Source organism: Pseudomonas sp. NFX224, from assembly GCF_048565165.1.
In the GTDB taxonomy this organism is placed as follows: Bacteria; Pseudomonadota; Gammaproteobacteria; order Pseudomonadales; family Pseudomonadaceae; genus Aquipseudomonas.
In genome coordinates this window covers 5,605,469-5,628,140 of sequence record NZ_CP183416.1, presented here as the reverse complement: position 1 = coordinate 5,628,140, position 22,672 = coordinate 5,605,469, and the positions used below count along the sequence as shown (strand labels likewise).

Genomic DNA, 22,672 nt, shown 5'->3' with positions numbered 1-22,672 from the left:
GCATGACCAAAACTATCAAAAAGACCATGCCGAAATCGTCTGGTCGGAGGCAATCCCGGACCTGAATATCAGCGAAATTACCGGATAGTTTTGCGCCAGTTTTACGAGGGTTTTGCGCAGACACAAAAAAGCCGATCTGACTGATCGGCTTAAGTGTCTGATTTTAATCAGGAATAATGGTCGGGACGGAGTGATTCGAACACTCGACCCCTAGCACCCCATGCGCTTATTTCACGGATTCCCTTAGATCACCTTGGACGCCAATGGACAGCCTACACCCTAGTAATTACGGGACTTACAGGCTAGTTTAATGTCTCAAGACATCCATCAACGGCTACCGACAGCCAAACGATTCGGTGGGGCAAAAGTGGGGCAAAATTCCAGCACGGCCTTTATAGGCTAGGGGTAGAGAATGGCGAAGCTTACTGCCAAACAGTTGGAGGCACTTACCGCTGCCGATGACGGCAAGACCCTCCGTGAGGATGGCGGTCTGGTTGCCAAAGTACGAGCCGGTGTTCGTGGCGTGACCATACTGTTCCGTTACGAGTTTAAGTTGAACGGAGTCAAGCGCGACCATCGCCTAGGTAGCTGGCCAAAGAAACCATTGGCGCAGATTCGCGCTGAGCGCGACGAACTAAAGACCACCGTTACAAAAGGGATCGATCCAACAGCCGCTCGCAAAGCAGCCAAAATTGAAGCCCAGTCAGCGATCGCCGCCACTATTGCAGAAGCAGAACGCCAAGCGGCGGAAAACAAGACGGTTACTGATTTGTTCGAAGAATGGCTACGCGATGGCGTGTCTCGTCAGGATGGTAACGCCGAGCTGCGCCGCAGCTTCACCAAGGACGTGCTCCCGTTTATTGGCAAGAAGCCTTTGCGCAACTTGACCGAGAAAGACTTGCTGATGGTACTGCGCTCAGTTAAAAGCCGCGGCCTCAATCGCGCCGTGGTTATCCGCAGTAAGGATATCGGCCAGATGCTGCGTTGGGCAGAAAAGCGCAAGCCCTGGCGGACCCTAATGGCAGACGGCAATCCGGGTGACCTGGTGGACGTCAAGACGTTGCTCGATCACAACTATCAGGAGCAGCGTGACCGTCTGCTTTCCCCTGACGAAATCCGTGAGTTGCGGAACATTTTTGCCCGACTGGAGTGTGATTACGATGCGCTACCCGCCGGCCAGAAATACTCCGGCGTTCGACCAGTCAACCCTCGCGTGCAAAGCGCAGTATGGATCTGTCTGAGCACCCTTTGTCGCATCGGTGAATTGCTCAAAGCTGAATGGAGACATGTCGATTTGGAAAACAGCACTTGGTTTATCCCGGCTGAAGCCACCAAAGGACATAAAGGCAAACGCCAGGACCACCATGTGTTTTTATCAGCCTTTGCCCTGGTACAGTTCAAACGCCTGAAAACAGAAACAGGACATACAGCTTTCTGTTTTCCCAGTAAGAGCGAGGAAAGCCACGTCGACACTAAAACGGTCAGCAAGCTAATCGGCGACCGTCAGTGCCAATTCAAAAACCGCAGCAAACCGCTAGCAGGCCGCCACCACGACGACTCATTGGTACTGAGTAAGGGGGCTAAAGGTGAATGGACACCTCATGACTTGCGCCGCACCGGCACCACCATGATGCAAGAGCTAGGTGTAACGCTAGAGATCATCGACCGCTGCCAGAATCATTTGTTGGGCGGATCCAAGGTACGCCGACACTATCTGCATCACGACTACGCGAAGGAGAAAACCGAGGCCTGGTATCTTCTAGGAGAAAGAATAGAAATGATCTTAACAATGTCTGAGTCGTCTCCACTTTTGTAGACATCAGAGGGCCGCTTTTGGCCGACGCTGTTGAAAAAGTTGGATTTTCAGCTGGGCCGAACGCAGGCACGACCACCATTGGAGAACCTACTCACCACATTGTGTGGTTTTTCGGCTCAGTCAAGGCCACGGGAGAAACTCTTACAGCGCAACGATCTCGAACAACCAATCACGAAATGCTTTGAGCCTGGGCAGATTCGCGCAGCTTGGGCGGTAAACGACATAGTACGCCAAAGCAGATTCAAACCTTATCTGAGGAAACAACCTGACCAGTCGCCCAGCGGCCACATCGTCATGCGCCATCACACTACGTGCCAAGGCCACGCCCTGACCATCGATCGCCGCTTGCAGGACGGCCGCCGAGTTGTTGATCTTCATGCCCCGCGAAGTAGCGATATTTGTAAAGCCCGCTTTCTGAACCCACACGGCCCACGTAGGGAAATCCCTATGGTTATCCATAGACAGGTCATGGATTAGGGTTTCCCCGGCAAGGTCATTCAGTGTCTGCAGCCGTGCAGAATCGTTCAGCAGATTGGGCGAGCAGACTGGGTACACCTCTTCACCCATCAATTTTTCGGCTTGCAGCCCCGGCCAGTTTCCCGGCCCATAGCGTACGCCGATGTCGATCCTCTGGGCGACGAAATCTACCGCCCGCAGGTTTGTGTCCAGGCGCACATCCATGTCCGGCCAAGCGGCATGAAAACTCTCGATGCGGGGCAATAACCATTTGGCAGCAAACGCGGGGCTGACGGTCACAGTGAGTACGCCGCCGCCCTCGACCTCTTTGAGCCTTTCCAGGCCTAACGTAAGCCTGTCGAAGCCGGCGCGGATATCAGGCAGCGCGTTTTCGGCTATCTCTGTCGCAACCAGACGTACCCGGCCACTGGAGGATCGGTGAAACAGCGGAGTGCCCACCCAGTCCTCCAGAGAGCGCACGAGTTGGCCCACCGCGGCAGGAGTGACATTTAGCTCCGCAGCGGCGGCGGAAAAGCTCTGGTGGCGCGCACTGGCTTCGAAGGCGCGTAGGGCATTTAGATGAACAGGCATCTTCATATCGATAAATTTTTTCTTTCTCGGAGTGACATTTTATATGGTTTGTCGCTACATCCTGACGCAGCGAATAATCGGTTCCAAGGTAGAAACAGCATCGTGTGGAGAGCTATCAAAAAGAGCTTGATCTGAATGAAAGAATTTACCTTTCAATTCGGATCAACTCGATTTTGCACCATCCCTGACATCAGAGGATACAGGCGTTCTCTCGCATCAGACCGGGTACCCACCGGCAAAAAGCAAAGCGCTCTGCCTCACTATTCCTTCAATGATCACCTGCTAATCATAAGGTACAAAGAGATCCGATATGAGCAATCAATTCAAAGGTAAAAAGCTGCTGGTCGTAGGTGGCACTAGCGGGATGGGCTTGGAAGCCGCACGTATGGTACTCGCCGAAGGCGGCAGTGCGGTCATTGTCGGCAGCCGTCCTGAGAAAACCGAAGAGGCTCGCAAAGAACTCTCTGTCCTGGGTACGGTTGCCGCGCTGAGCGCCGACCTGACCAGCGAAGACGGCCTGGCCACGCTGATCAGGATCATCGATGAACAACACGCAGACATCGATCTCCTGATCAACGCCGCAGGCGTGTTTTTCCCCAAGCCGTTTCTGGAACACCAAGGTACTGATTACGACCAGTACATGAAGCTGAACAAGGCCTTCTTCTTCATTACCCAGAAGGTAGCGGCAAACATGGTTGCCAAAGACCGCCCAGGCTCTATCGTCAACATCGGCTCGATGTGGGCCAAACAAGCCATCGCGGCCACACCATCATCGGCCTACTCCATGGCCAAGGCCGGCCTGCACTCGCTGACGCAACACCTGGCGATGGAACTGGCGCCAAAAAATATCCGCGTCAACGCCGTTTCGCCCGCTGTCGTACAGACTCCGATCTACGAGGGTTTCATTCCGAAAGCCGAAGTGCATGGTGCCCTGCAAGGCTTCAACAGCTTCCACCCGATCGGTCGCATCGGTACACCTCAAGATGTCGCTGAAGTCGTTGCCTTTCTGCTGTCCGACAAGGCCTGTTGGGTAACCGGTGCGATCTGGGACGTAGACGGTGGCGTAATGGCTGGCCGCAACTGATACACGACGAGCAGGTCATTGCTGCTGTATCCCAACCAAGTTGGGCGATTCACTTCACTAGTGTGCTGTTTTCGAAATAACTTGCCCTTCCATCTGCGTCTCCATCGCTTCACGTGCCCGCCGGATCTTGCTCAAAATTTCCTCGCCTTTCGCGTTCCAAACGTACCGGGTCGGTCGTGCGTTCCGTAATGCCAGGAAGGTGGTAATCGAGCTTTCCAACTCACGTACGGAGCCGAAGCTGCCGTCGCGCAAGAACACGGTAATGTCCCTGAAAAACCGCTCGACCATGTTCATCCACGAGCTGGAGGTCGGCGTGAAATGCACATGGAAGCGCGGATGTTTCGCTAGCCAAGCCTTCACCTTGGCGTGCTTGTGTGTCGCATAGTTATCCACGATCAGATGCAGCTGGAGGTGCTTGGGGGTTTCCTTGTCGATTTTCTTGAGGAAAGCCAACCACTCCTGATGGCGGTGCTGGCGCTCGATGCTACTGATCAGTTTGCCTTGGAGATAATCCAGCGCTGCGAACAGCGTGACCGTGCCGTGGCGAGTGTAATCATGGGATTTTGTTTGGATATGACCGATCCCCAGAGGCAGCCCAGGCTGTGTGCGTTCCAAGGCTTGCACCTGACTTTTCTCGTCGCAGCAGAGCACCAACGCCTTGTCTGGCGGGGCCAGGTACAGGCCGATGACATCCCAGAATTTCTCCTCGAACTGCGGGTCGTTCGACAGTTTGAAGGTACGTGTCAGATGAGGCTTTAAGTCATTGGCCGCCCACAGTTTATGCACGGTGGTCGCTGATATGCCGGCGGCACGGGCCATGCTTCGGCAGCTCCAGCGGGGCTCGCCGATACGAGGTTGAGTGACCTGTTCGAGCACGCGGCGGATCGTGTCGGCAGGCAGAGGGGATTTGCGTCCTCGGCCAGGCTTGTCGAGCAGGCCTTCCAATCTGAGCGCCTGAAAACGCTGGCACCAGTCGGTGACCGTAGGGCGAGAGAAACCTGTCAATCGTACAATTTCTTCTCGCATTGATCCTTGCGCTGCCAGCAAGATGACGCGGGCTCGACGGCCATCGCGCTGACTGATGGTGGCGGAACGTACGCGGCGGCTCAGTTCGGCAAATTCTTCAGGGCTAAGCGTAATGTCCAGAGCGCTCACCAGGAACTCTCCAAGGTAGGAATGGCACCTGAAGTGTAGTGCAAGCATGGAGAAATTTATTTCGCGAACAGCACACTAGCCAGGAGAAACTCAAATGATCTATCTGCAAATCACGCTCAAGATTGCCTCGGCCAATCGTGCCGCTGCAGCCGGCATCTATGACAAATACAAGGCTACATTCCTGAACACCATCGCGAGTGCCATATCGAAAGCACTGCTGGTACGTGTTGAAGACGTTCAGGTATTGCACGGTTTCGACAACGCCCAGAACGCAAGCGCCTATCTGCAAAGCGAGCTGTTCACATCCGATGTGGTGGGCGGCCTGCAACCTTTGCTCGACGCTGCTCCTGACGTGCGCATCTACCAAGCAGCTTAATCAAACCCCGCCGAGCGCGATTGAAGCGCTCGGCCTTTTGACTGAAGGTAGATACCCATGATGAAAGACTGGAATGCCTATCGCAAAGAATTGCTGGATCACTTTGGTGACATAGCCAAGCAAAGCCCGGACATTGTCAGTGGTTTGAGCACTATTGACGGCGCCGCGGCAAAACTGGACATCTTGAACCGAAGATCCATGAACTGATTGCACTGGCGGTCGCTGTTACTACCCGCTGCGATGGCTGTATCTCCGTACACACCAAAAAAGGCGTTGAGTTTGGAGCCACCAAAGAGGAGATCACCGAAGCACTCGGTGTTGCCATCGCCCTGAACGCTGGAGCGGCACTGGTTTACTCGGCCCGAGTTCTTGATGCCCACGCTCAACTTCCCGACGCTTAAGTATCAAGAGGGGCTAGTCTCGACCCCCTTTCGCAGACCTCTGGAATACGCACATGCTTGTGAATTCAGATTTTTCCCAACGTGCCATCGTTGCGTCTGACGATTATCAATGGGTGGCCTCACCGCAAAGTGGCGTCGAGCGCGTAATGCTGGATCGGATCGGGGGTGAGAAAGCCCGAGCAACCAGCATTGTGCGTTATGCCCCTGAATCCTGTTTTCCGCAGCACTCCCATCCCGGAGGCGAGGAAATACTTGTTCTTTCCGGGGCGTTCTCGGAAGGCGATGAGCACTACCCGGCCGGGTTTTATCTGCGAAACCCGCCAGGATCAGTTCATCAGCCCTCGAGCCAAGAGGGCGCGATAATCTTCGTCAAACTCCGGCAAATGCAGCCAGGCGAAAAAGACCGGGTACGTATCGATACTCGAGACCCTTCAAATTGGCAGGAACACGGGCGTCGGCAAATCTGTCATTTGTTCGCTAGCGGCACCGAGAAAGTGACCCTGCAACACTTGCAGCCGGGAGAACCTATTTTCACCAAGAGCGTCAGCAATGCTGAATGGTTGGTAGTTTTCGGCCAGATAGAAACCGCTGATCAGTCATTCGAATGCGGTAGCTGGATGCGCTTGCCTGAAGGTACCTATCCCGACATGGTCGCTGGTAGCCACGGCGCCACGGTTTATCTCAAGACCGGATGTCTACTGGTTTTCCCCGAGGAGGCTTAGCGTATGCGAAAAGCTCGGATCGCGATCATCGGGGCCGGACTGAGTGGCCTCTATGCCGCCTACGTACTGCAAAGGAAAGGTGTGATGGACTATGTCCTCCTCGAAGCTCGAGAGGCACCGGGCGGACGAATCGTATCCGTCTCCCCTTCCTCCGAATTGACCGCAGGACAGCCAGGCACTTCAGGCCGTTTCGACCTTGGCCCCTCTTGGTTCTGGCCCGGCTACCAGCGACAGCTGGATCAAGTTGTTCAAGAACTGGGGCTGCGTCGGTACGAGCAGTATGAGATAGGCGACATGATTATGGAACGCTCGCGTGATTTACCTCCGACCCGAACCCGCGGCTATGTGAACTCGCCTTCTTCAATGCGATTGGTGGGGGGCATGGGTGCACTCATCGATGCGCTTTATAGCCATCTGGACAAAACGCGGGTTTGTACAGCGCAGACAGTGCGCAAGGTGCAGCGCATAGGGCACGGTATCGAGGTCGAAAGTGCCGATGCCGAAGGCCAAATCACTACATGGAACGTTGACCAGCTTCTACTGGCGATGCCGCCGCGGTTAGTGCAGGCCACCATCGATTTCTCGCCGCCCTTGCCGTCTACGCTCTCGCGAAGCTGGGAAGCTACCGCCACCTGGATGGCTCCCCATGCCAAGTATTTCGCAATCTTCGATACCCCTTTCTGGCGCGAGCAGGGGTTGTCGGGTAAAGGGCGCAGTAGTGTCGGGCCTTTGGTGGAAATACACGACGCCTCGATTCCCCAAGGCAGCGCCGGTCTGTTCGGGTTCCTTGGCGTCCCGGCAACATTGCGCAAGGCATTGCCCGAGAGCGATCTGCGATCACTGTGCCGTGCTCAATTGATCCGGATGTTTGGCCCTCAGGCCGGCACGCCGAAAACGGAGTTCCTCAAGGACTGGGCAGCAGAACGATTTACCTCCACCAGCGCCGACTTGGCGATCACGAGCCAACAAGGTGAAGCCCCCAGTCCAATTGCAGACTTTGGGCCTTGGAGAGACTGTATGATTGGCGTCGGGAGTGAGTGGTCACCACAGTTTCCAGGGTACGTCGCCGGGGCCATTGATGCGGTAAGTCGTGGCCTCCTCAGATTGACCTTTGATCAGAACGAAGTAGTGCAGCCGTGAGAAAACTACGAATCGTTGTAGCCTGCCTCGGAAAGTAGCCAGTTACGGAACGCCTGCACCTGAGGCAGCTCCCCGCACTCTGGCCTGTAAACAATGTAGTAGGCCTGATCCAGTGCCCAGTCCTTGCTGCCTTGAAGGATCGGGCGGATCAGCCTTCCTGCCCTGAGATCCTCCTGCGCCATCACACTCCGCGCCAAAGCCACTCCTTGACGCTCGATCGCCACCTGAAGCACGGCGGCAGAGTTGTTGATGCGCAGTCCATGTTGAGCGTCAACTTGTTGCATGCCCGCCGCGTCGAGCCAGCACCTCCAGCTCGGAAACCCTGGGTCTCTGTTCATCGACAGATCATGAATCAACGTGCTGTCGGAGAGTGAGTCCGCTGTCAGACGGCCTTCACGCAGCAGCGGAAAGTCCGGCGCGCAGACAGGGAACAATGTTTCACTTAAAAGCTTCAGAGCCGTCAATCCAGCCCAGTGTCCCCTGCCATAACGCACACCGATGTCTACTCGTTCTATGGTGAAGTCCAAAGCGCGCGAATCGGTGTCCAACTGCACATCCAAAGTGGGATGCGCTTGCTGGAAACGTTCAAGCCGAGGTAACAACCATTTTGCTGCAAACGCTGGGCTGACCGTGACGTTGAGCCCAAAGTGAACCTTGCTTTCCTTGAGTCTTGCCACGCCAATTGCAAGGCGCTCGAAGGCAGCCCGGATGTCCGGCAGGGCATTCTGGGCACCTGGAGTCAATTCAAGCTGCCCCGCCCCACGCACCGCCCGAACAAACAAAGAGATCCCCAACCAGGCTTCCAGATTGCGAACCTGCTGTCCTACCGCAGCAGGCGTGACGTTCATTTCCACTGCCGCGGCAGAGAAGCTGCCATGTCGAGCAGCAGCATCAAAGGCCCGCAGCGCATTCAGATAGGCAGGCGTCGCCATACAAATCCTCCTTCCTCGTTAGAGCTGGAACTTCCCCAGCTTTACCAACAGCGATACGGCCAGCAAAAGCTTGTGGCTGAGTCCCAATTGTCTGATCACGTCATATGCCCCTTGTGCGTACTCTGTTCACAGGCTCTTGGCCAGGCCAAAGGCGACGAAACCTGCCAGCGCAATCACCGCCGCCGTCAGGCAATAAGGCAACTGGGTGCGGATATGATCCATCAGGTTATTGCCCGTTGCGGTCGCTGTGACGATCCCGGTATCGCTGATTGGCGACGTGGTGTCACCGAAGATCGCCCCGGAAATGGCTGCGCCGATGACCAGATAGGGGTCGGCGCCCGATGACATCGCTAACTGGATGCCAATCGGAATCATGATCGAGAAGGTGCCCCAGGAGGTACCGGTGGACAGTGAGATCAGCGCAGCTACCAGAAACACGAATGCCGCTACCAGGCTAACCGGCATGAGTACGTTGAAGTGCCGTGCGAGGAACTGACCGATCTGCAACTGACTGGACAGGTCGCCAATGAGGAACGCCAAGGTCAGCACCACCACCAGCGGTAGCATGGCCTGATAGCCTGCGACCAAGTGGTTGAAATAGGCCTCAATGCTCATCAACCGCTTGATCATCACGTACTGCACGAAACCGACGCACTGGCCAAAGATCACACCCCACAGAATCGCTGTAGAGGCAGAGCCGTTGCCCAATTCGCCACTGCCGGTGATGTAGAGTCCTATCGGGACGAACAGGAAGATCGACAGCATCGGTATCAGAAGGTTACTGACACTTGCACCAGTGATCTGATCCTGTTGAACCAGAGCGGCAATCGGAGCGACACCCTCGCGTAGTTCCCCGCCGGCGGCAGCTCGTTGTTTGGCGCGGCGCATGGCGGGGAAGGCAAAGCTGGTGAAGATGCTCAGCAGTACCATCGCGATACTGGCCCACGCAAACAGATTGTAGGCAATGGAATGGGCCAGGATATTGAATGGGTTGCCGTGGATGCTTCCGTGCTCCACCTGTACGGCAATGATCCCCAGCATCATTGCACCCCAACCATTGAAGATGACCGATGACCATGCGCTGATACCGACGTTCTTCAGCACGTATGCTACCTGCTCGCGGGCAATGCCATGGCGCCGTACCAGTTCAATAGTGGAGGCACCGGAAGTGAGCACGGCCAGGTAACTGTCGATAAACACCAGCGCCGCCAGAGCTCCGGCCAGCAGTTGGGTACTGACCGGGCCCTTGACGATACGCAGGCGATCTGAGATCAGATTGACCAACCCCTGCATGCCGCCCGTGAGTCTGGCCAGGTGGATGACTCCGCTGATCATCACTGTGAAGATAAGCGTGCGTACCACACCATCGGACTTGAACACATCGACCATACCCTGCACGGCATTCTGCAGGCCATGGCCGATATGAAAGTCGGACAACACCAGAAAGCCCGCCACACAACCGACCATCAAGGACAGGATTACCTGACGGGTAAAGATCGCCAGGCAAATTGTTATCGCCGGGGACAGCAGCCCCCATACCCCCACTTCGTGCATCGCTAAGACCTCGAGTTTTGTTCTTATTGGCAAAGTACAGTTGCAGCAATCAAAAGGCCTGATCCTCAGGCAGACGTGTCGGCGCCCCGACATGCCAGGGTGAAACCGAGAAGGCCGAGTACCGGCCCCGGCACCAACAGCCACAGGGCATCGATACCTATATGCTGGAAGAGCCAGGTGGTCGCGGCGATGGATACCACTGTGATGGCGAAACCTATGCTGTTTTGGATGGCCAGCGCACTGCCGACTGTTTCACGCGGGCAAGCCTGGGCCGCCAGTGCAGAGAATTGCGGAGAGTCGGCTACCACCGAAGCGCCCCAGACGCCCAGCAGGCCCAGCAATCCCCAGGCCGGCAGCTGCGGCGCGAACAGCACGAATGCCAGGCCAGAGAGGCCTGACAGGCTCAGTGCCCCCAGCGCTACCGGCGCGCTGCCCAACCGTTGCGAGAGCAAACCACCCAACAACGAACCCAAAGAACCGAGCGCCATCACGCAAAACGACAACCCAGCGACACCTGGCCCGGGATAGGTCTGGGCAAGTGGTGTGCGGCTGACAATCAACGGCACCAAAGTCCAGAAGGCATACAATTCCCACATATGACCGAAGTAACCTAGCGTCGCAGCACGGAACCGGCTGATGCGAAACGCACTGAGGATTGCGCCGGCTCCTTTCACCGACGGTGTCGTCGCACTGGCGCCACTACGTGCATGCGGCCCTTCGCCCAGCAAGCCGATCAACACGGCCCCAACTAATGCCAGCAGCGAGGATGCTGTAATGATCGCCTGCCAAGGCCAGTCCGCACCGATCAGGCGCAAGGCATGGGGCAAGGCAGTGCCCAAGGTGAGCATCGCCACCAGCTGCGCCAGAGCCAGCCCTGTGCGTTCGGGCGCCCAGCCAACGATCAACTTCATGCCCATGGGGTAAATACCGGCCAGAGTCACACCCACACAGAAGCGCAGGGCCGCGCCGGTCAGAAGGCCGTCGGCCAGCCATGCAAAGCACAGGTTGAACAGTGCTCCGGCAATGGCGCTGAAAACGAACAAGGTACTGGCGCGGAAGCGATCCGCTGCGCCGCTGAGCGAAAGACTCAGGGTTCCGATGATGAAACCCAGTTGCACAGCATTGGTCAGCCAGCCGATATCAGTAGCTGTTGCCTGCCATGCGGTCATCAGCGACTCGGCTGCGCCATTGGCGCTGAACCAGAGCGATGTCCCGAACAACTGTGCAATGGCGATGACCGCCACTGGGCTCATCGTACGCAAAAGCAGGCCGCGCAGCCCTGTAGGGCTGACAGCTACGGTAAAACTCATTTCGGGCATCCCTCTCAGAGGCAGTGCAAGGGGTGCAGGCGAGCTGACTACCCCGTCGCCGGGGCAGCCAGTCTGATCCGACACCAATGGGTCGAGCGGCGTATCAGCCGGCGGCGAGCCCGGCCAGCCAAAGGCTATCGCGCGGCGATGGACGCCGGTGCAGACGCTTGTCCAGCAGCGCCCGTGCCTTTTCCGCCTCGCCGGCACGCATCAGTGAAACCAGCAAGGTGTCCTGGACGATTTCCCGCTGCGCTCCGCTGCCGCCAATGCGAACGACATCATGGGCGACCGGCTCCAGAATCCGCGCGCACGCCACGTATTGGCCATCGGCGAAGGCCCGCAGCGCGTGACAAAGCGCCGGCACCACCTCCCCCGCACGCAAATTGCCTTCCCGCACCATCGTGCTCAAGGCGTTAGCCCGCTGCTCCAGCGCCACCTGGTCACCTGTGGCTGCGGCGAGCATGGCCATATGGAAATCAGCGAACGGAAAACCCGGCTGTTGGAAGTACTGCGACGCATAACCTGCGGCTTCACCCCACAGTCCCGCTGGCACGGCGTGACCGTAGGCCTGCATGCGCCACAAAAACGATGCGCTGTCACTGATCACGTTGATTGGCACTCCGCTCGACACTGACGGCGCGACCTCCTCAGCGTAGATCCCCAGTGCAGTTTCCAGATCGCCCCGCTCCAGCGCCACCAGCGCACCATGCCAGGCGATGTGGCCATGCAAGGTACCGCTGCGGTCGTAGCCGGGCAGCCAGTCCTTGATGACCTCGGCCGCTTCATCGTTGGCGCCGGCCTCATACAGCACATGGGCCATGGCATGCACCGCGTTGACGTTGTTGCGACGCAACTCAAGCGAACGTTGGGTAAGGGTGCGGCCAAGCACCACATCGCCGTTTTCGCCATGCGCCCAGCCACGGTAGTTGAGGAACCACCAGTCGTTTTCCGGGAAGTGGTGAGCATGTCGCTCGCACAGCTCCACCCGTGCCTGATCATGGTCGGCCATACCGGAAAACGCCAGAAGGCCAAAGGCTCCAAGTGGCAGGCCAAGGATGATGATGTCCAACGGCCAGCGGTCGGCATGCTGCAATGCCGCTGCCAGCGCCTTTGGTGCCTGGCCGTTGATTGCCAGCGACAGCACATTGACGTGGCTACGCTCGCGTTCGGTACCGTTGCGCTCAACCAGTTCCACAGCGGTGGCAATTTTTGCCTTGGCCTGCGTCACCTCCGCCCGCACCGCATGGAAGCGTGCCCGGGCTGCATGTGCCAGAGCAAAGTCCGGGTCGGCAGCGATGGCGTCTTCAAGCGCTTCCGCGGCGCCTGGCCACAGCGAAAGCAAGAGGTCGACACCGCCCCGGTAGTGCTCGGCAGCGGCGTCTGAAGAGGTCGACAGGGGTAGGCTGTAACGGTCAAGACAGGCCATCGGGTGGACAACTCCTATTGTTGGTCGAAGCAGAATAAGTATGAGGTGGCCGCTTTACTAAAATGCCTTGTGCGCGATCGGGTGGGCCACCTCGTGATGACATTAGAGCGCAATTCCCAATGGCAGGCTTTCGACTATCAGTCACATGATGTAGAACATCAGACAGCTTCACCATGAACATGAACAACGCTACAGGCCGTATGAATTTGCCTCGGGTTGCCGCGTTCGATGTTTTGTCATCATGTAACTTTCACCTACCGTCTGCCCGAGCCCCGATATGAACTGGGACATCATCCAGGCCCCCCACGGCCTCGCCCCACCCAATCCGCTGAAAGTACGCGTGCAATCCATCCCTGCCCGCCATTTCTTTCCCGAACATGCCCATGACTGGCACCAGATGGTCTATTCCATTTCGGGTGTGCTGACCGTCACTACCCAAACTGGCTCCGTGGTCATTTCACCCGAGCAAGCGGCGTGGCTGCCCACCGGGCTTAGCCACAAAGTCGGCTCGATGTTCGGTGCCGAGTTTCGTAGTCTGTGGATCAGCGGTCGCATTCCCTCGGGCCTTGCAGGCGACCGGCCGACCTTGTTCGGCGTGTCGCCGTTGCTCAAAGCGTTGATCATCGAAGCTGCACGCATCGAGGACGCGGCGGAAGAAGAGGGTTATGCCGGGCGCATCACCCAACTCATCCTCGACCAGTTGCAACGTGCGACGCCGATCTCTACCGCCCTACCCTGGCCCCGCAGCCAGGCGCTGGTGCATCTGTGTGAGGCCTTATACGTCGACCCCGCCGACCCTACTGAGATGGACGCTTGGGCGAGCAAGCTTGGCATGTCAGAACGTACCCTCGCTCGCCGGTTCCAGAGCGAAACCGGCATGAGCCTGCGCACCTGGCGTCGGCGCCTGCGGTTGTTTCGCGCCATTGAGCTGTTGGGGGGAGGCCTGGATGTCACACGTACTGCGCTCGAGCTCGGTTATGGCTCCACCTCGGCCTTCATTTATGCCTTCCGTCAGGAACTGGGCAGCAGCCCTCAGGCCTATATGCGCGGTGAAAGTGCGAGCGCCTGAAGCAAGCTTTTCTTGCTCGCCGGCAAAGTAATCCTGCTTTGCCGACAAGCTCGAGGGCAGCGAACAATGCATGCCGTGCGCCCACATGAAAAGTATTTGGAACCCTTATGATATTTGCTTCCAGAATTGATCCGAACGTCTTGCGCTTGACGCTTGCCCAAGCGCTGTCAGGTGCCAACTCGGTGGTGGTGTATGCTACCGGGGCGATCATCGGCAACATGCTAGCTCCCCGTCCGTCACTTGCGACCCTGCCGATCTCGGTGTTCGTCATCGGCATGGCGTTGGCCACCCTGCCCATAGGTCACATCGGCCGGCGCTTCGGCCGCAAGACTGCGTTCATCATTGGCAATGTCTGCGGTGTCATCGTTGGCCTACTTGCCGCCTATGCGCTGTATGTCAGCTCGTTCACTCTTTTTTGTGTGGCCATGCTGTTCGGTAGAGCCTACGCCGCGGTAGTACTGACCTTCCGCTTCGCGGCTGCTGAATGCGTCGAACCCGACGCACGGCCAAGGGCGTTGTCGACGGTGTTGGCGGGTGGTGTCGCCGCCGGCGTGTTGGGCCCACAGTTGGTCAGTACGACCATGGATCTGACGCCGCACACCTACGCCCTAACTTATGTAGCCGCTGCCGTGGTGGCGGTGCTGAGCGGGTGCGTATTGTTAGGTGTGCGTTTTCAGCCGCAAACGGTGAAGACCGGTGCTCCCCCGTCTGGCCGTATCGCCGATGTGGTTCGCCAGCCGCGCTTCATTGTTGCCATGATCTGCGGTGTGGTGAGCTACATGATGATGAATTTCATGATGACCTCTGCCCCGCTGGCGATGGATCTCTGCGGCATTGTCAGGGTGCATTCGAACACCGGCATTGAGATGCATGTGATCGCCATGTACGCGCCCAGCTTCTTTACAGGTCGGCTGATCAGCCGGTTTGGCGCGCCATTGATCATTCAGTGCGGTCTGCTGCTGATTGGTATGGCTGCGCTGGTGGGAATGACGGGCATGAGCATCAACCACTTCTGGCTGGCCCTGGTGCTGCTGGGCATCGGCTGGAACTTCGGCTTCCTCGGAGCCTCCGCCTTGGTGCTGTCTTGCCATGCACCCGAAGATGGCCCCAGAGTCCAGGCAATCAACGACTTCGTCATATTCGGTACCATGGTGGTGGGCTCTTTCCTTTCTGGAAGCCTGCTCAATACTTATGGCTGGCCGATCGTTTCCGGGCTGATCCTGCCCCCAGTGCTACTGGCCATGTTCGGCCTGCTCTGGCTGCAGCGCCGCCAACCTGTGGCAACCAGCCAATCGCGCGCCTGACTCAAGCGGTTGTCCTGAACCCAGTGCGACCCTCCCGCGTTTTAAAAGATCAGTACTTTATCGGCCTGGATCGTCCAGTCATCCAACTCTCCCGGCGCGGCTCGGCGTACACCTGCCACCAGCTCGACCTCGGTCATGCCGCGCGCGTCCATGCCGTCGCTACACAACGCCACTTCGCCCTTGCGCAGGATCTTAGCCAGCACCAATTCCAGGTTGTAGTGCCCGATGGGGACTTTCTGCCCGGCCCGAGCGCGACTCACCGCATCGGACTGCAGGTATACACGCACGTCGACCTGCTTGCGGGCTGCAAGTGAGCCGGCCAGGCGCAGCGCGTTGAAAGCACGTTCCGAACCGTAACTGGCATCGTTGATGATAAACAGAAATGCACTCATGGCGACTCCTCTTGCGCCGGAAAAAAACGAGGAGAGGGCCAGGCCCACCTCCTCCAAAGGTTACCGCTTGTGACTGCGTTGGCTCAGTGCCGCAGGATCTGGCTCAGGAACGCTCGCGTCCGCTCGGACTGCGGGTTACTGAAAAACGCATGCGGCTCGTTTTGCTCGACGATCTGCCCCTGATCCATAAAAATCACCCGGTTGGCCACAGCCTGGGCAAAGCCCATTTCGTGCGTAACACAGAGCATGGTCATGCCTTCCTCGGCCAACTGAATCATGGTGTCGAGTACTTCCTTGATCATCTCCGGGTCGAGCGCCGAGGTCGGCTCGTCGAACAGCATCACCCGTGGGTTCATGCACAGCGCCCTGGCAATCGCCACCCGTTGCTGCTGCCCACCGGAGAGCTGCCCGGGAAACTTGTGCGCATGTTCCGGAATCCTGACCTTGCTCAGGTAGTGCATTGCCAGATCCTCCGCTTGCTTGCGCGGCACCTGGCGCACCCAGATCGGTGCCAACGTGCAGTTCTCAAGGATCGTGAGATGTGGGAAGAGGTTGAAGTGCTGGAATACCATGCCCACTTCCTGCCGCACTTCATCGATCTTGCGCAGATCGCTGGTCAGTTCGGTGCCATCGACCACGATGCGTCCCTGCTGGAACTCTTCCAGACGATTGATACAGCGGATCATAGTGGACTTTCCCGACCCCGATGGGCCGCAGATAACGATACGCTCACCGCGGGTAACGGTGAGGTTGATGTCGCGCAACGCGTGGTAGCTGGCATACCACTTGTTCATCCCGGTGATCTGGATGGCTACTTCCCCAGCGGGCGACTGGCTAGCGCTCGATTGTTGGTTTTGCATGGTAGAAGGCTCCTCAGTGGTGATCAGTCTTGAGCCTGCGCTCAAGGTGTATCGAGTAACGGGACATGCCATAGCAGAAAACGAAGAACACACTGCCGATGAACAGGAACAGTTCCCAGTAGATCCCCTGCCACTCGGTGCTCGCCCGGATGGCGGTGGACAACGCAATCGGATCGAGCAGGCCGATGAACACCACCAAGGTCGTGTCCTTGAACAGGCCGATGAAGGTGCTGACGATCATCGGGATACAGATCTTCAGCGCCTGCGGCATGATCACCAGGCGCTGCGCTTTCCAGTAGTCCAGCCCCAGGGCCTGGGCAGCCTCAGTCTGTCCCTGTGGCAACGCCGCAAGGCCGCCCCTGATCACTTCGGCCATATAGGCGGTGGAGAAGATCGTCACCATGATGATGACGCGCAGGATCAGGTCGAACGACGTGCCTGGTGGGAGGAAGTAGTTGAGCAGAAGAGAGCCGGTGAACAGCAGGGTGATCAGCGGCACGCCTCGAACGAACTCGATGAATGTCACGCTCATCAGGCGGATCAACGGCAGCGAGGAGCGTCGCCCCAGTGCCAGCAGTATGCCAAGCGGCAGGGACATGGCGATCCCGCTCACACCCACCACGAAGGACAACAGGAAGCCGCCCAAGTCACGCGAAGACACCGGAACCAGCCTCATCGCAACCACCTGTTCGAGCATTTCGGCAACAGGCCCCAGGCCGCGCAACCACCAGGCACCGGCTACCATCATGGCGATGACCAGTGCCAGGCCCATACCCAGGCGACGCGACAGCGTGAATGCCAGAAGTGCGAGTGCGAGCCCGACATAGGCCAATACCCCCAGCCACAACGAGCCACCCCAGATCAGCCAAAACGCCAGGCCAGGATAGACCACGCTGAACCTCGCCAGTTTGCTCGGAACACGTTGAAACAGGATCGGCCCGAGCGCAACGAAGAGCAGCCCGAATGCCATCAGCGGGCGCCAATAGGCAGCCTGCGGATAGAAACCGAACACTAGCTGCGGCCATCGTTCACGGATCACACCCCAGCATGCACCTGGTTGCCCATCGAGAATACTCCGGCACTCGCCCAGCGAGTCCGCCTGCCACACCGAATTGGCTAGCCAGGGAAACACGGCGTTAGCCAGAGCTGTAAACAGCATCAGCACGATGAGGGTTAGCAGGCTGCTCCAGAGACTGTTGAACAGCCTGGATCGCAGCCAGTGAACGATGCCGCCCTGCCCCTCAGGAGGCTCTTCCTGCGGCAGTAATGTGTCGCGACACCAGGCAATGGATAGTTGGCTCATGTCAGCGCACCTGCAGTTTTACGCGGTTGTTATAGAGATTCATCAGGCCGGAGATCAGCAGGCTCATGCCCAGATAGATCGCCATCATCAACAGGATGCCTTCTAACTCGCGGCCGGTTTGGTTGATGGTGATGCCGCCCAGTGTCGAGCGTAGATCCATGTAGCCCACCGCCAGGCCCAGCGATGTGTGCTTGGTGATGTCCAGATATTGTGAAGTCAGTGGCGGCACGATCACGCGTAAGGCTTGCGGCAGTATCACCAAGCGCATGGTGCGCCCCGAGTGCAGCCCGAGTGCATGAGCAGCTTCGGTCTGCCCGCGGGCGATTGACTGGATGCCACTTCGCACGATTTCGGCAATGAACGCCCCGGTGTACACGCTGAGGCCGATCCACATGGAGATCAACGCGTTACCTAGTTGCAGGCCGCCCTGGAAGTTGAAACCACGCAGCTCCGGGTAGCCGAGGTGAAAACCCAACACATAGAGCAACGCCAGGGTGGGCAGTACCAGTACCGCTAGGCGTTTCCACCAGAGCATTGGACGTTTGCCCGTGCGGCTTTGCACGGTGTCGGCTTGATGACGCAGCCGGCGATCAAGCCAAAGGCTGAGGAACATCAGAGTAATGACGGCCAACACACTGATGCTGGGTTGCACAATACCGAGATCCAGGACACCTAGGTCATTTGCGAACAAAGGTTGCGGCACATAGATGCCACGGTTCGTTACCGCGATGGCCATTTCCCCCGCCCCCCGGTAACCGCTCGGTATGGGCATGGACTGCGCCATCACGGCACCGATCACAAGGATGCACAGCAGTGCAGGAACATTGCGGAACAGCTCGATATACCCACCCATCAGGCGTGCGACGATCCAGTTGTTTGACAGGCGCAGCACCCCGGCCACCACGCCGATCACTGTCGCCGTCACACAAGCCAAGACCGCGAGGATGACGGTGTTTAGCAATCCAACCAGTGCCGCCCGGCCATGGGTCATCTGGCTGTCATAGGCGATGGGGTGCTGGTTAATGTCGTAACCTGCGGCAGTCCATAGGAAACTGAAGGAAAAGTCCTTGCCCAGGGCAGCCAGGTTGCGCACGGTGTTGTCCAGCAGCCAGGCGGCAGCCAGCATCAGGCACATCAGAGCAATGATCTGGATGGTGTAACCACGGTAACGCTTGTCATGCAGCAGCATGTCCAGCGAGAAGGCCGGCTGGGCCTCCTTCTTGCTGGTCAGAGTAAGGATGGACATCGTACATCTCTCCCGCATAGGGTGGACTAACCGTGGCGACGACAGCGCATTCGGTCAGCCCTTCGCAACAATGGTTGAACGACGCGCCCTCAGGCGCGCCGGATCAGCGAAACGGCTCGGCGTACAGCAGGCCGCCTTGGTTCCATTGGGCGTTGAGGCCTCGATCAAGGCCGATGGGCGTGTTTTTGCCTAGAGAGTTGTCGAAGATTTCGCCATAGTTGCCAACGGCAGCAATGGCCCGACTGGCCCATCTGGCGTCCAGCCCAAGTTGCTGACCGTAGTTGCCTTCGCTGCCGAGCAGGCGGTTGATCTCCGGATTGCTCGACTCACTAGACATTTTCGCCACGTTTGCCGAGGTTACCCCCAGCTCTTCAGCGGCCACCAAGGCGTTGAGCGTCCAGCGCACCAAATCGGCCCACTGATCGTCACCCTGGCGCACCATCGGGCCGAGCGGCTCCTTGGAAATCAGCTCCTTAAGTACCATGTGCTCATTCGGCGCAGCAAAACTGGCCTTGGAAGCCGCCAGTCCGGACACGTCGTTGGTGAACACGTCGCAAGCACCGGCCAGGTACTTCTGTTCGCCTTCGGCGGTGGAGTCGATCGGTACCGGTTCGTACTTGATGCCATGACTGCGCGCGTATTCAGCGAGATTCAGCTCGTGGGTCGAACCGGTCTGCACGCAAATGGAGGCGCCATCGAGGTTCTTGATCGAGTTGACGCCTAGGCTCTTGCGCACCAGGAAACCCTGGCCGTCGTAGTAGTTGATACCGGCGAAAGTCAGTTTGAGGTCGACGTCACGGGTGAACGTCCAAGAACTGTTGCGTACCAGTAGGTCGACCTCGCCCGAAGCTAGCGCGGTAAAGCGTGTCTGACCCGTAGTTGGGACAAAGTTGACGGCATTGGCATCGCCCAGAGCGGCGGCCGCAACCGCGCGACACATGGCAACGTCGAGGCCCTGCCAGCCCCCTTTGGCGTCGGGAGCCGACAAGCCGGTATTGCCGGTCGATACACCGCAGTTAAGTTTCCCGCGGGCTTTCACATCTGTCAGCGTACCGGCATACGTGATGCCAGAAACCAGCGATGCAGCGAGGCATGCCATCGTAAAGAGGGCGGTTTTTCTCATCATGTTCACCTTGTTGTTGTGATAATTGTTAAGGCGGCAGTTCAAGGCACAGGTGCAGCTCGAAGGCTCACGTGCGTAGCGCGAGCACTTGGTTGTTAAGTAAAAAGGGTCGTACGGCTCAGCGCTGGTGCACGGCCCGGGCGATGCGCTGGATAGCTTCGTCCACCGTCACACGACTGCAACCGAGGTTGGCACGCATGAATCCATGGCCTTCCAGGCCGAACTTCTGACCCTTGTCGAGCCAGACGCGAGCCTTCGTCAGCATGAACCGATCCAGCGCCTGCGCATCCATTCCCAAGCCGCGACAGTCCATCCAGGCCAGGTAAAGCGAGTCGGTCGGGATCACCTTGATCTGCGGCACGGCGCAATGAATTGCCTGGGCAAAGTGCTGCTGGTTACCACGCACGTAGCCGAGCATCTCCTCCAGCCACGGCTCGCCGTGGGTGTACGCCGCTTCTGCGGCGACCATGCCCAGGGCATTGACGTAGCGATACAGGTTGCGCTCGTACTGTCGAGCCAGTTCCTCGCGGATGCGCTTGTTGGGGATGAAGATGTTGGCCGTCTGCAGTCCGGGCATGTTGAAGGTCTTGCTCGGCGCCGTGCAGGTAATGCTGTTCTGCGCGAACTTCTCACCCAGGGAAGCGAATGGAATGTGCTTCTTGCGTGAGTCGAGGATGAAGTCCTGGTGGATTTCATCGGACAGCACCAGTACGTTGTGTCGCGCGCAAATTTCGCCCATCGCGCGCAGCTCGGCCTCCGACCAGATGTTGCCGGTCGGGTTGTGCGGGTGGCTTAGGATGAACAGCCGTGTATCGGGACGGATTGCCGCTTCGAACTTGCGCTCGTTGAAATGGTAGCGCTCACCGTCGTAGTCCAAGGGTGCCAGCGCAAGACGGCGGCCGTTGTTCTGGGCATCCTCGTGGAAATGTACGTATACCGGCGGCTGGATCAATATTGAATCGCCTGGCGAAGTGAAGGCCTGGATAGCGGTCTTCATAGTGGTGATGATGCCAGAGGCCTGCATCAGCCAGTCCCGCGAAACGTCCCAGCCAAACCGCCGGCCCTGCCAGCCGATCACGGCGTCTACGTAGCTCTTGCGGGCGCCGCCGGCATAGCCGAAGACGCCGAACTTCACCGCCTCGCTCAGCGCATCGATGACCGCTTGTGGTGAACGGAAATCCATGTCCGCCACCCACATCGGCAGCGGGTCAGCGGCAGACTCCTCGGGGGTTAGGAAGTTGTGGCCATAATCCCATTTCATCGAGTTACTGTGCCGACGGTCGATGACTTCATCGAACAGGCAGGTCGGATCGCTGCCGATTGAGGAAGTGTTTGCTTGGGTAGTCATTGTTCTTGGTATCCAGCCTATCAACAGTGGTTGCGGCTCAAGCGCCTTGCGGTATTTGTAGCAACATCGGATCATGAGCGGAAATGGTATTACTTCATTGAACCATGAGCAGGAGACATGAATGATTGACTCTCAGCCTCTCACGATCCTGCGTGAGGTCGCGCGCACCGGTAGCGTCACCGCTGCTGCCGAGCGGCTTAATGTCAGCCAGTCCGCGCTGTCGCACGCCATCGCCAAGTTCGAGGAGCGACATAACATCAAGGTGTGGATGAAGGACGGCCGCAGCCTGCGTTTCACCCAGGCTGGTAACTACCTGCTGGGACTGGCCGAGCGCCTGCTGCCGCAGCTCGAACATGCCCAGCAGATACTCTCCGACTTTGCCGATGGTCGCCGTGGCGCACTACGCGTCGGCATGGAGTGTCACCCCTGCCAGAAGTGGCTGATGGGCGTCACCGGCCCTTACCTGCGGCGCTGGCCCGATGTGGATTTCGAGGTGCGCACAGCCTTTCGCTTCGATGGCGTGGGCGCGCTGCTGGGCCATGAGATCGACTTGCTGATCACTCCGGATCCGATCGACCGGCCGGAGCTGTTGTTCACTCCGGTGTTCGACTACGAGCTGGTGCTGGTACTGCACGAGACTCACCCGCTGGCGGGCAAACCCTGGGCCGATCCCCATGACCTGATCGAGGAAACGCTGATCACCGTGCCCGTGAGCCTGGAGCGTCTGGATATTTACGGCCGCTTTCTGGTGCCCGCCAATTGCCGGCCGCGTCAGCGCATCACGGCGGAAACAACCGAGCTGATGTTGCAACTGACCGCCGCCGGACGGGGTCTTAGCGTGCTACCAGAATGGCTGATGCACGAGGAAGGCGAGCACCTGCCCTTGCGTGCGCTGCGCATCGGCGCCCATGGTTTGCACAAGAGCATCCACCTGGGTGTGCGCAAGAATGAAGAGCGCATCGACTACATCGCCGGCTTCCTCGACATCGCACGCAATCACCAGCCAGCTTGATACACAACCCGCGCCCTCTCTGGGCGCAGGTCGCTTTGCATTGAGAATGCAC

Annotated in this window: 21 protein-coding genes and 1 pseudogene; 9 read left to right on the top strand and 13 right to left on the bottom strand. The window is 58.2% G+C overall.

Translation table 11 applies throughout. From position 1 onward, the window contains the following. The first annotated feature begins 412 nt into the window (after nt 1-412). On the top strand, nt 413-1,816 hold the full coding sequence (locus ACNYC6_RS25685; protein WP_419709729.1) for a tyrosine-type recombinase/integrase: 1,404 nt from the start codon (nt 413-415) through the stop codon (nt 1,814-1,816). 141 nt (nt 1,817-1,957) lie between these two features. Here the strand turns inward: ACNYC6_RS25685 and gcvA (ACNYC6_RS25680) are convergent, their stop codons facing one another. Then, nucleotides 1,958-2,869, bottom strand: coding sequence for a transcriptional regulator GcvA (gcvA, locus tag ACNYC6_RS25680; RefSeq protein ID WP_419709728.1), 912 nt, complete (start codon nt 2,867-2,869; stop codon nt 1,958-1,960). A gap of 304 nt (nt 2,870-3,173) precedes the next feature. Between gcvA (ACNYC6_RS25680) and ACNYC6_RS25675 the strand changes: the two genes are divergently transcribed. Then, nucleotides 3,174-3,947, top strand: coding sequence for an SDR family NAD(P)-dependent oxidoreductase (locus tag ACNYC6_RS25675; protein WP_419709727.1), 774 nt, complete (start codon nt 3,174-3,176; stop codon nt 3,945-3,947). 57 nt (nt 3,948-4,004) lie between these two features. Here ACNYC6_RS25675 and ACNYC6_RS25670 read toward each other — a convergent pair whose 3' ends face one another. Continuing rightward, nucleotides 4,005-5,102 carry an IS630 family transposase gene (locus ACNYC6_RS25670; RefSeq protein WP_419709546.1) on the bottom strand — a complete coding sequence of 366 codons (1,098 nt, stop codon included), beginning with the start codon at nt 5,100-5,102 and terminating at the stop codon, nt 4,005-4,007. 94 nt (nt 5,103-5,196) lie between these two features. Here ACNYC6_RS25670 and ACNYC6_RS25665 point away from each other — a divergent pair, with 94 nt between their 5' ends. From ACNYC6_RS25665 to ACNYC6_RS25650, 4 genes and pseudogenes are all read left to right on the top strand, one after another. After that, nucleotides 5,197-5,478, top strand: coding sequence for a hypothetical protein (locus ACNYC6_RS25665; protein ID WP_419709726.1), 282 nt, complete (start codon nt 5,197-5,199; stop codon nt 5,476-5,478). A gap of 60 nt (nt 5,479-5,538) precedes the next feature. Next, a pseudogene (locus tag ACNYC6_RS25660) lies at nt 5,539-5,879 on the top strand (carboxymuconolactone decarboxylase family protein). A 53-nt stretch (nt 5,880-5,932) separates the two neighbouring features. Then, nucleotides 5,933-6,601 (top strand): cupin domain-containing protein, encoded by a 669-nt coding sequence (locus tag ACNYC6_RS25655; protein WP_419709725.1) that lies wholly within the window; start codon nt 5,933-5,935, stop codon nt 6,599-6,601. 3 nt (nt 6,602-6,604) lie between these two features. Next, on the top strand, nt 6,605-7,741 hold the full coding sequence (locus ACNYC6_RS25650) for a flavin monoamine oxidase family protein (protein WP_419709724.1): 1,137 nt from the start codon (nt 6,605-6,607) through the stop codon (nt 7,739-7,741). A 5-nt stretch (nt 7,742-7,746) separates the two neighbouring features. Here ACNYC6_RS25650 and gcvA (ACNYC6_RS25645) read toward each other — a convergent pair whose 3' ends face one another. The 4 genes from gcvA (ACNYC6_RS25645) to ACNYC6_RS25630 all read right to left on the bottom strand — a co-directional run bounded on the left by gcvA (ACNYC6_RS25645) (nt 7,747) and on the right by ACNYC6_RS25630 (nt 12,963). After that, entirely contained in the window at nt 7,747-8,673 is a 927-nt protein-coding gene (gene gcvA, locus ACNYC6_RS25645; RefSeq protein ID WP_419709723.1) for a transcriptional regulator GcvA, read from the bottom strand. A 126-nt stretch (nt 8,674-8,799) separates the two neighbouring features. Continuing rightward, a complete protein-coding gene (locus ACNYC6_RS25640) occupies nt 8,800-10,227 on the bottom strand; it encodes a Na+/H+ antiporter NhaC family protein (RefSeq protein ID WP_419709722.1) in 1,428 nt (475 codons plus the stop codon). Between the two features lie 65 nt (nt 10,228-10,292). Continuing rightward, nucleotides 10,293-11,537 carry an MFS transporter gene (locus ACNYC6_RS25635; protein ID WP_419709721.1) on the bottom strand — a complete coding sequence of 415 codons (1,245 nt, stop codon included), beginning with the start codon at nt 11,535-11,537 and terminating at the stop codon, nt 10,293-10,295. A 103-nt stretch (nt 11,538-11,640) separates the two neighbouring features. Next, nucleotides 11,641-12,963, bottom strand: a complete 1,323-nt coding sequence (locus tag ACNYC6_RS25630) for a tetratricopeptide repeat protein (protein WP_419709720.1) — start codon at nt 12,961-12,963, stop codon at nt 11,641-11,643. 277 nt (nt 12,964-13,240) lie between these two features. On the opposite strand from ACNYC6_RS25630, the gene ACNYC6_RS25625 reads away from it, so the two are divergent. Next, entirely contained in the window at nt 13,241-14,032 is a 792-nt protein-coding gene (locus ACNYC6_RS25625; RefSeq protein ID WP_419709719.1) for an AraC family transcriptional regulator, read from the top strand. Between the two features lie 105 nt (nt 14,033-14,137). On the opposite strand, the gene ACNYC6_RS25620 is transcribed toward ACNYC6_RS25625, so the two are convergent. Further along, nucleotides 14,138-14,203, bottom strand: a complete 66-nt coding sequence (locus tag ACNYC6_RS25620) for a hypothetical protein (RefSeq protein WP_419713012.1) — start codon at nt 14,201-14,203, stop codon at nt 14,138-14,140. Between ACNYC6_RS25620 and ACNYC6_RS25615 the strand changes: the two genes are divergently transcribed. After that, nucleotides 14,179-15,336 (top strand): MFS transporter, encoded by a 1,158-nt coding sequence (locus ACNYC6_RS25615; protein WP_419713011.1) that lies wholly within the window; start codon nt 14,179-14,181, stop codon nt 15,334-15,336. The two genes, ACNYC6_RS25620 and ACNYC6_RS25615, sit on opposite strands and share 25 nt — an antisense overlap. Before the next feature lie 41 nt (nt 15,337-15,377). Here the strand turns inward: ACNYC6_RS25615 and ACNYC6_RS25610 are convergent, their stop codons facing one another. The 6 genes from ACNYC6_RS25610 to ACNYC6_RS25585 all read right to left on the bottom strand — a co-directional run bounded on the left by ACNYC6_RS25610 (nt 15,378) and on the right by ACNYC6_RS25585 (nt 21,608). Next, entirely contained in the window at nt 15,378-15,728 is a 351-nt protein-coding gene (locus tag ACNYC6_RS25610) for a DsrE/DsrF/TusD sulfur relay family protein (protein ID WP_419709718.1), read from the bottom strand. Between the two features lie 83 nt (nt 15,729-15,811). Next, nucleotides 15,812-16,522 (bottom strand): amino acid ABC transporter ATP-binding protein, encoded by a 711-nt coding sequence (locus tag ACNYC6_RS25605; protein WP_419713010.1) that lies wholly within the window; start codon nt 16,520-16,522, stop codon nt 15,812-15,814. A 79-nt stretch (nt 16,523-16,601) separates the two neighbouring features. Next, nucleotides 16,602-17,891, bottom strand: a complete 1,290-nt coding sequence (locus ACNYC6_RS25600) for an amino acid ABC transporter permease (RefSeq protein ID WP_419709717.1) — start codon at nt 17,889-17,891, stop codon at nt 16,602-16,604. A gap of 1 nt (nt 17,892) precedes the next feature. Beyond that, complete coding sequence (locus tag ACNYC6_RS25595) at nt 17,893-19,137, bottom strand: amino acid ABC transporter permease (protein WP_419709716.1); 1,245 nt, start codon at nt 19,135-19,137, stop codon at nt 17,893-17,895. Between the two features lie 103 nt (nt 19,138-19,240). Then, on the bottom strand, nt 19,241-20,263 hold the full coding sequence (locus ACNYC6_RS25590; RefSeq protein ID WP_419709715.1) for an amino acid ABC transporter substrate-binding protein: 1,023 nt from the start codon (nt 20,261-20,263) through the stop codon (nt 19,241-19,243). Nucleotides 20,264-20,378: 115 nt separating this feature from the next. Then, on the bottom strand, nt 20,379-21,608 hold the full coding sequence (locus ACNYC6_RS25585) for a MalY/PatB family protein (RefSeq protein WP_419709714.1): 1,230 nt from the start codon (nt 21,606-21,608) through the stop codon (nt 20,379-20,381). 121 nt (nt 21,609-21,729) lie between these two features. On the opposite strand from ACNYC6_RS25585, the gene ACNYC6_RS25580 reads away from it, so the two are divergent. Beyond that, on the top strand, nt 21,730-22,620 hold the full coding sequence (locus ACNYC6_RS25580; RefSeq protein ID WP_419709713.1) for a LysR family transcriptional regulator: 891 nt from the start codon (nt 21,730-21,732) through the stop codon (nt 22,618-22,620). The last annotated feature ends 52 nt before the right edge of the window (nt 22,621-22,672 follow it).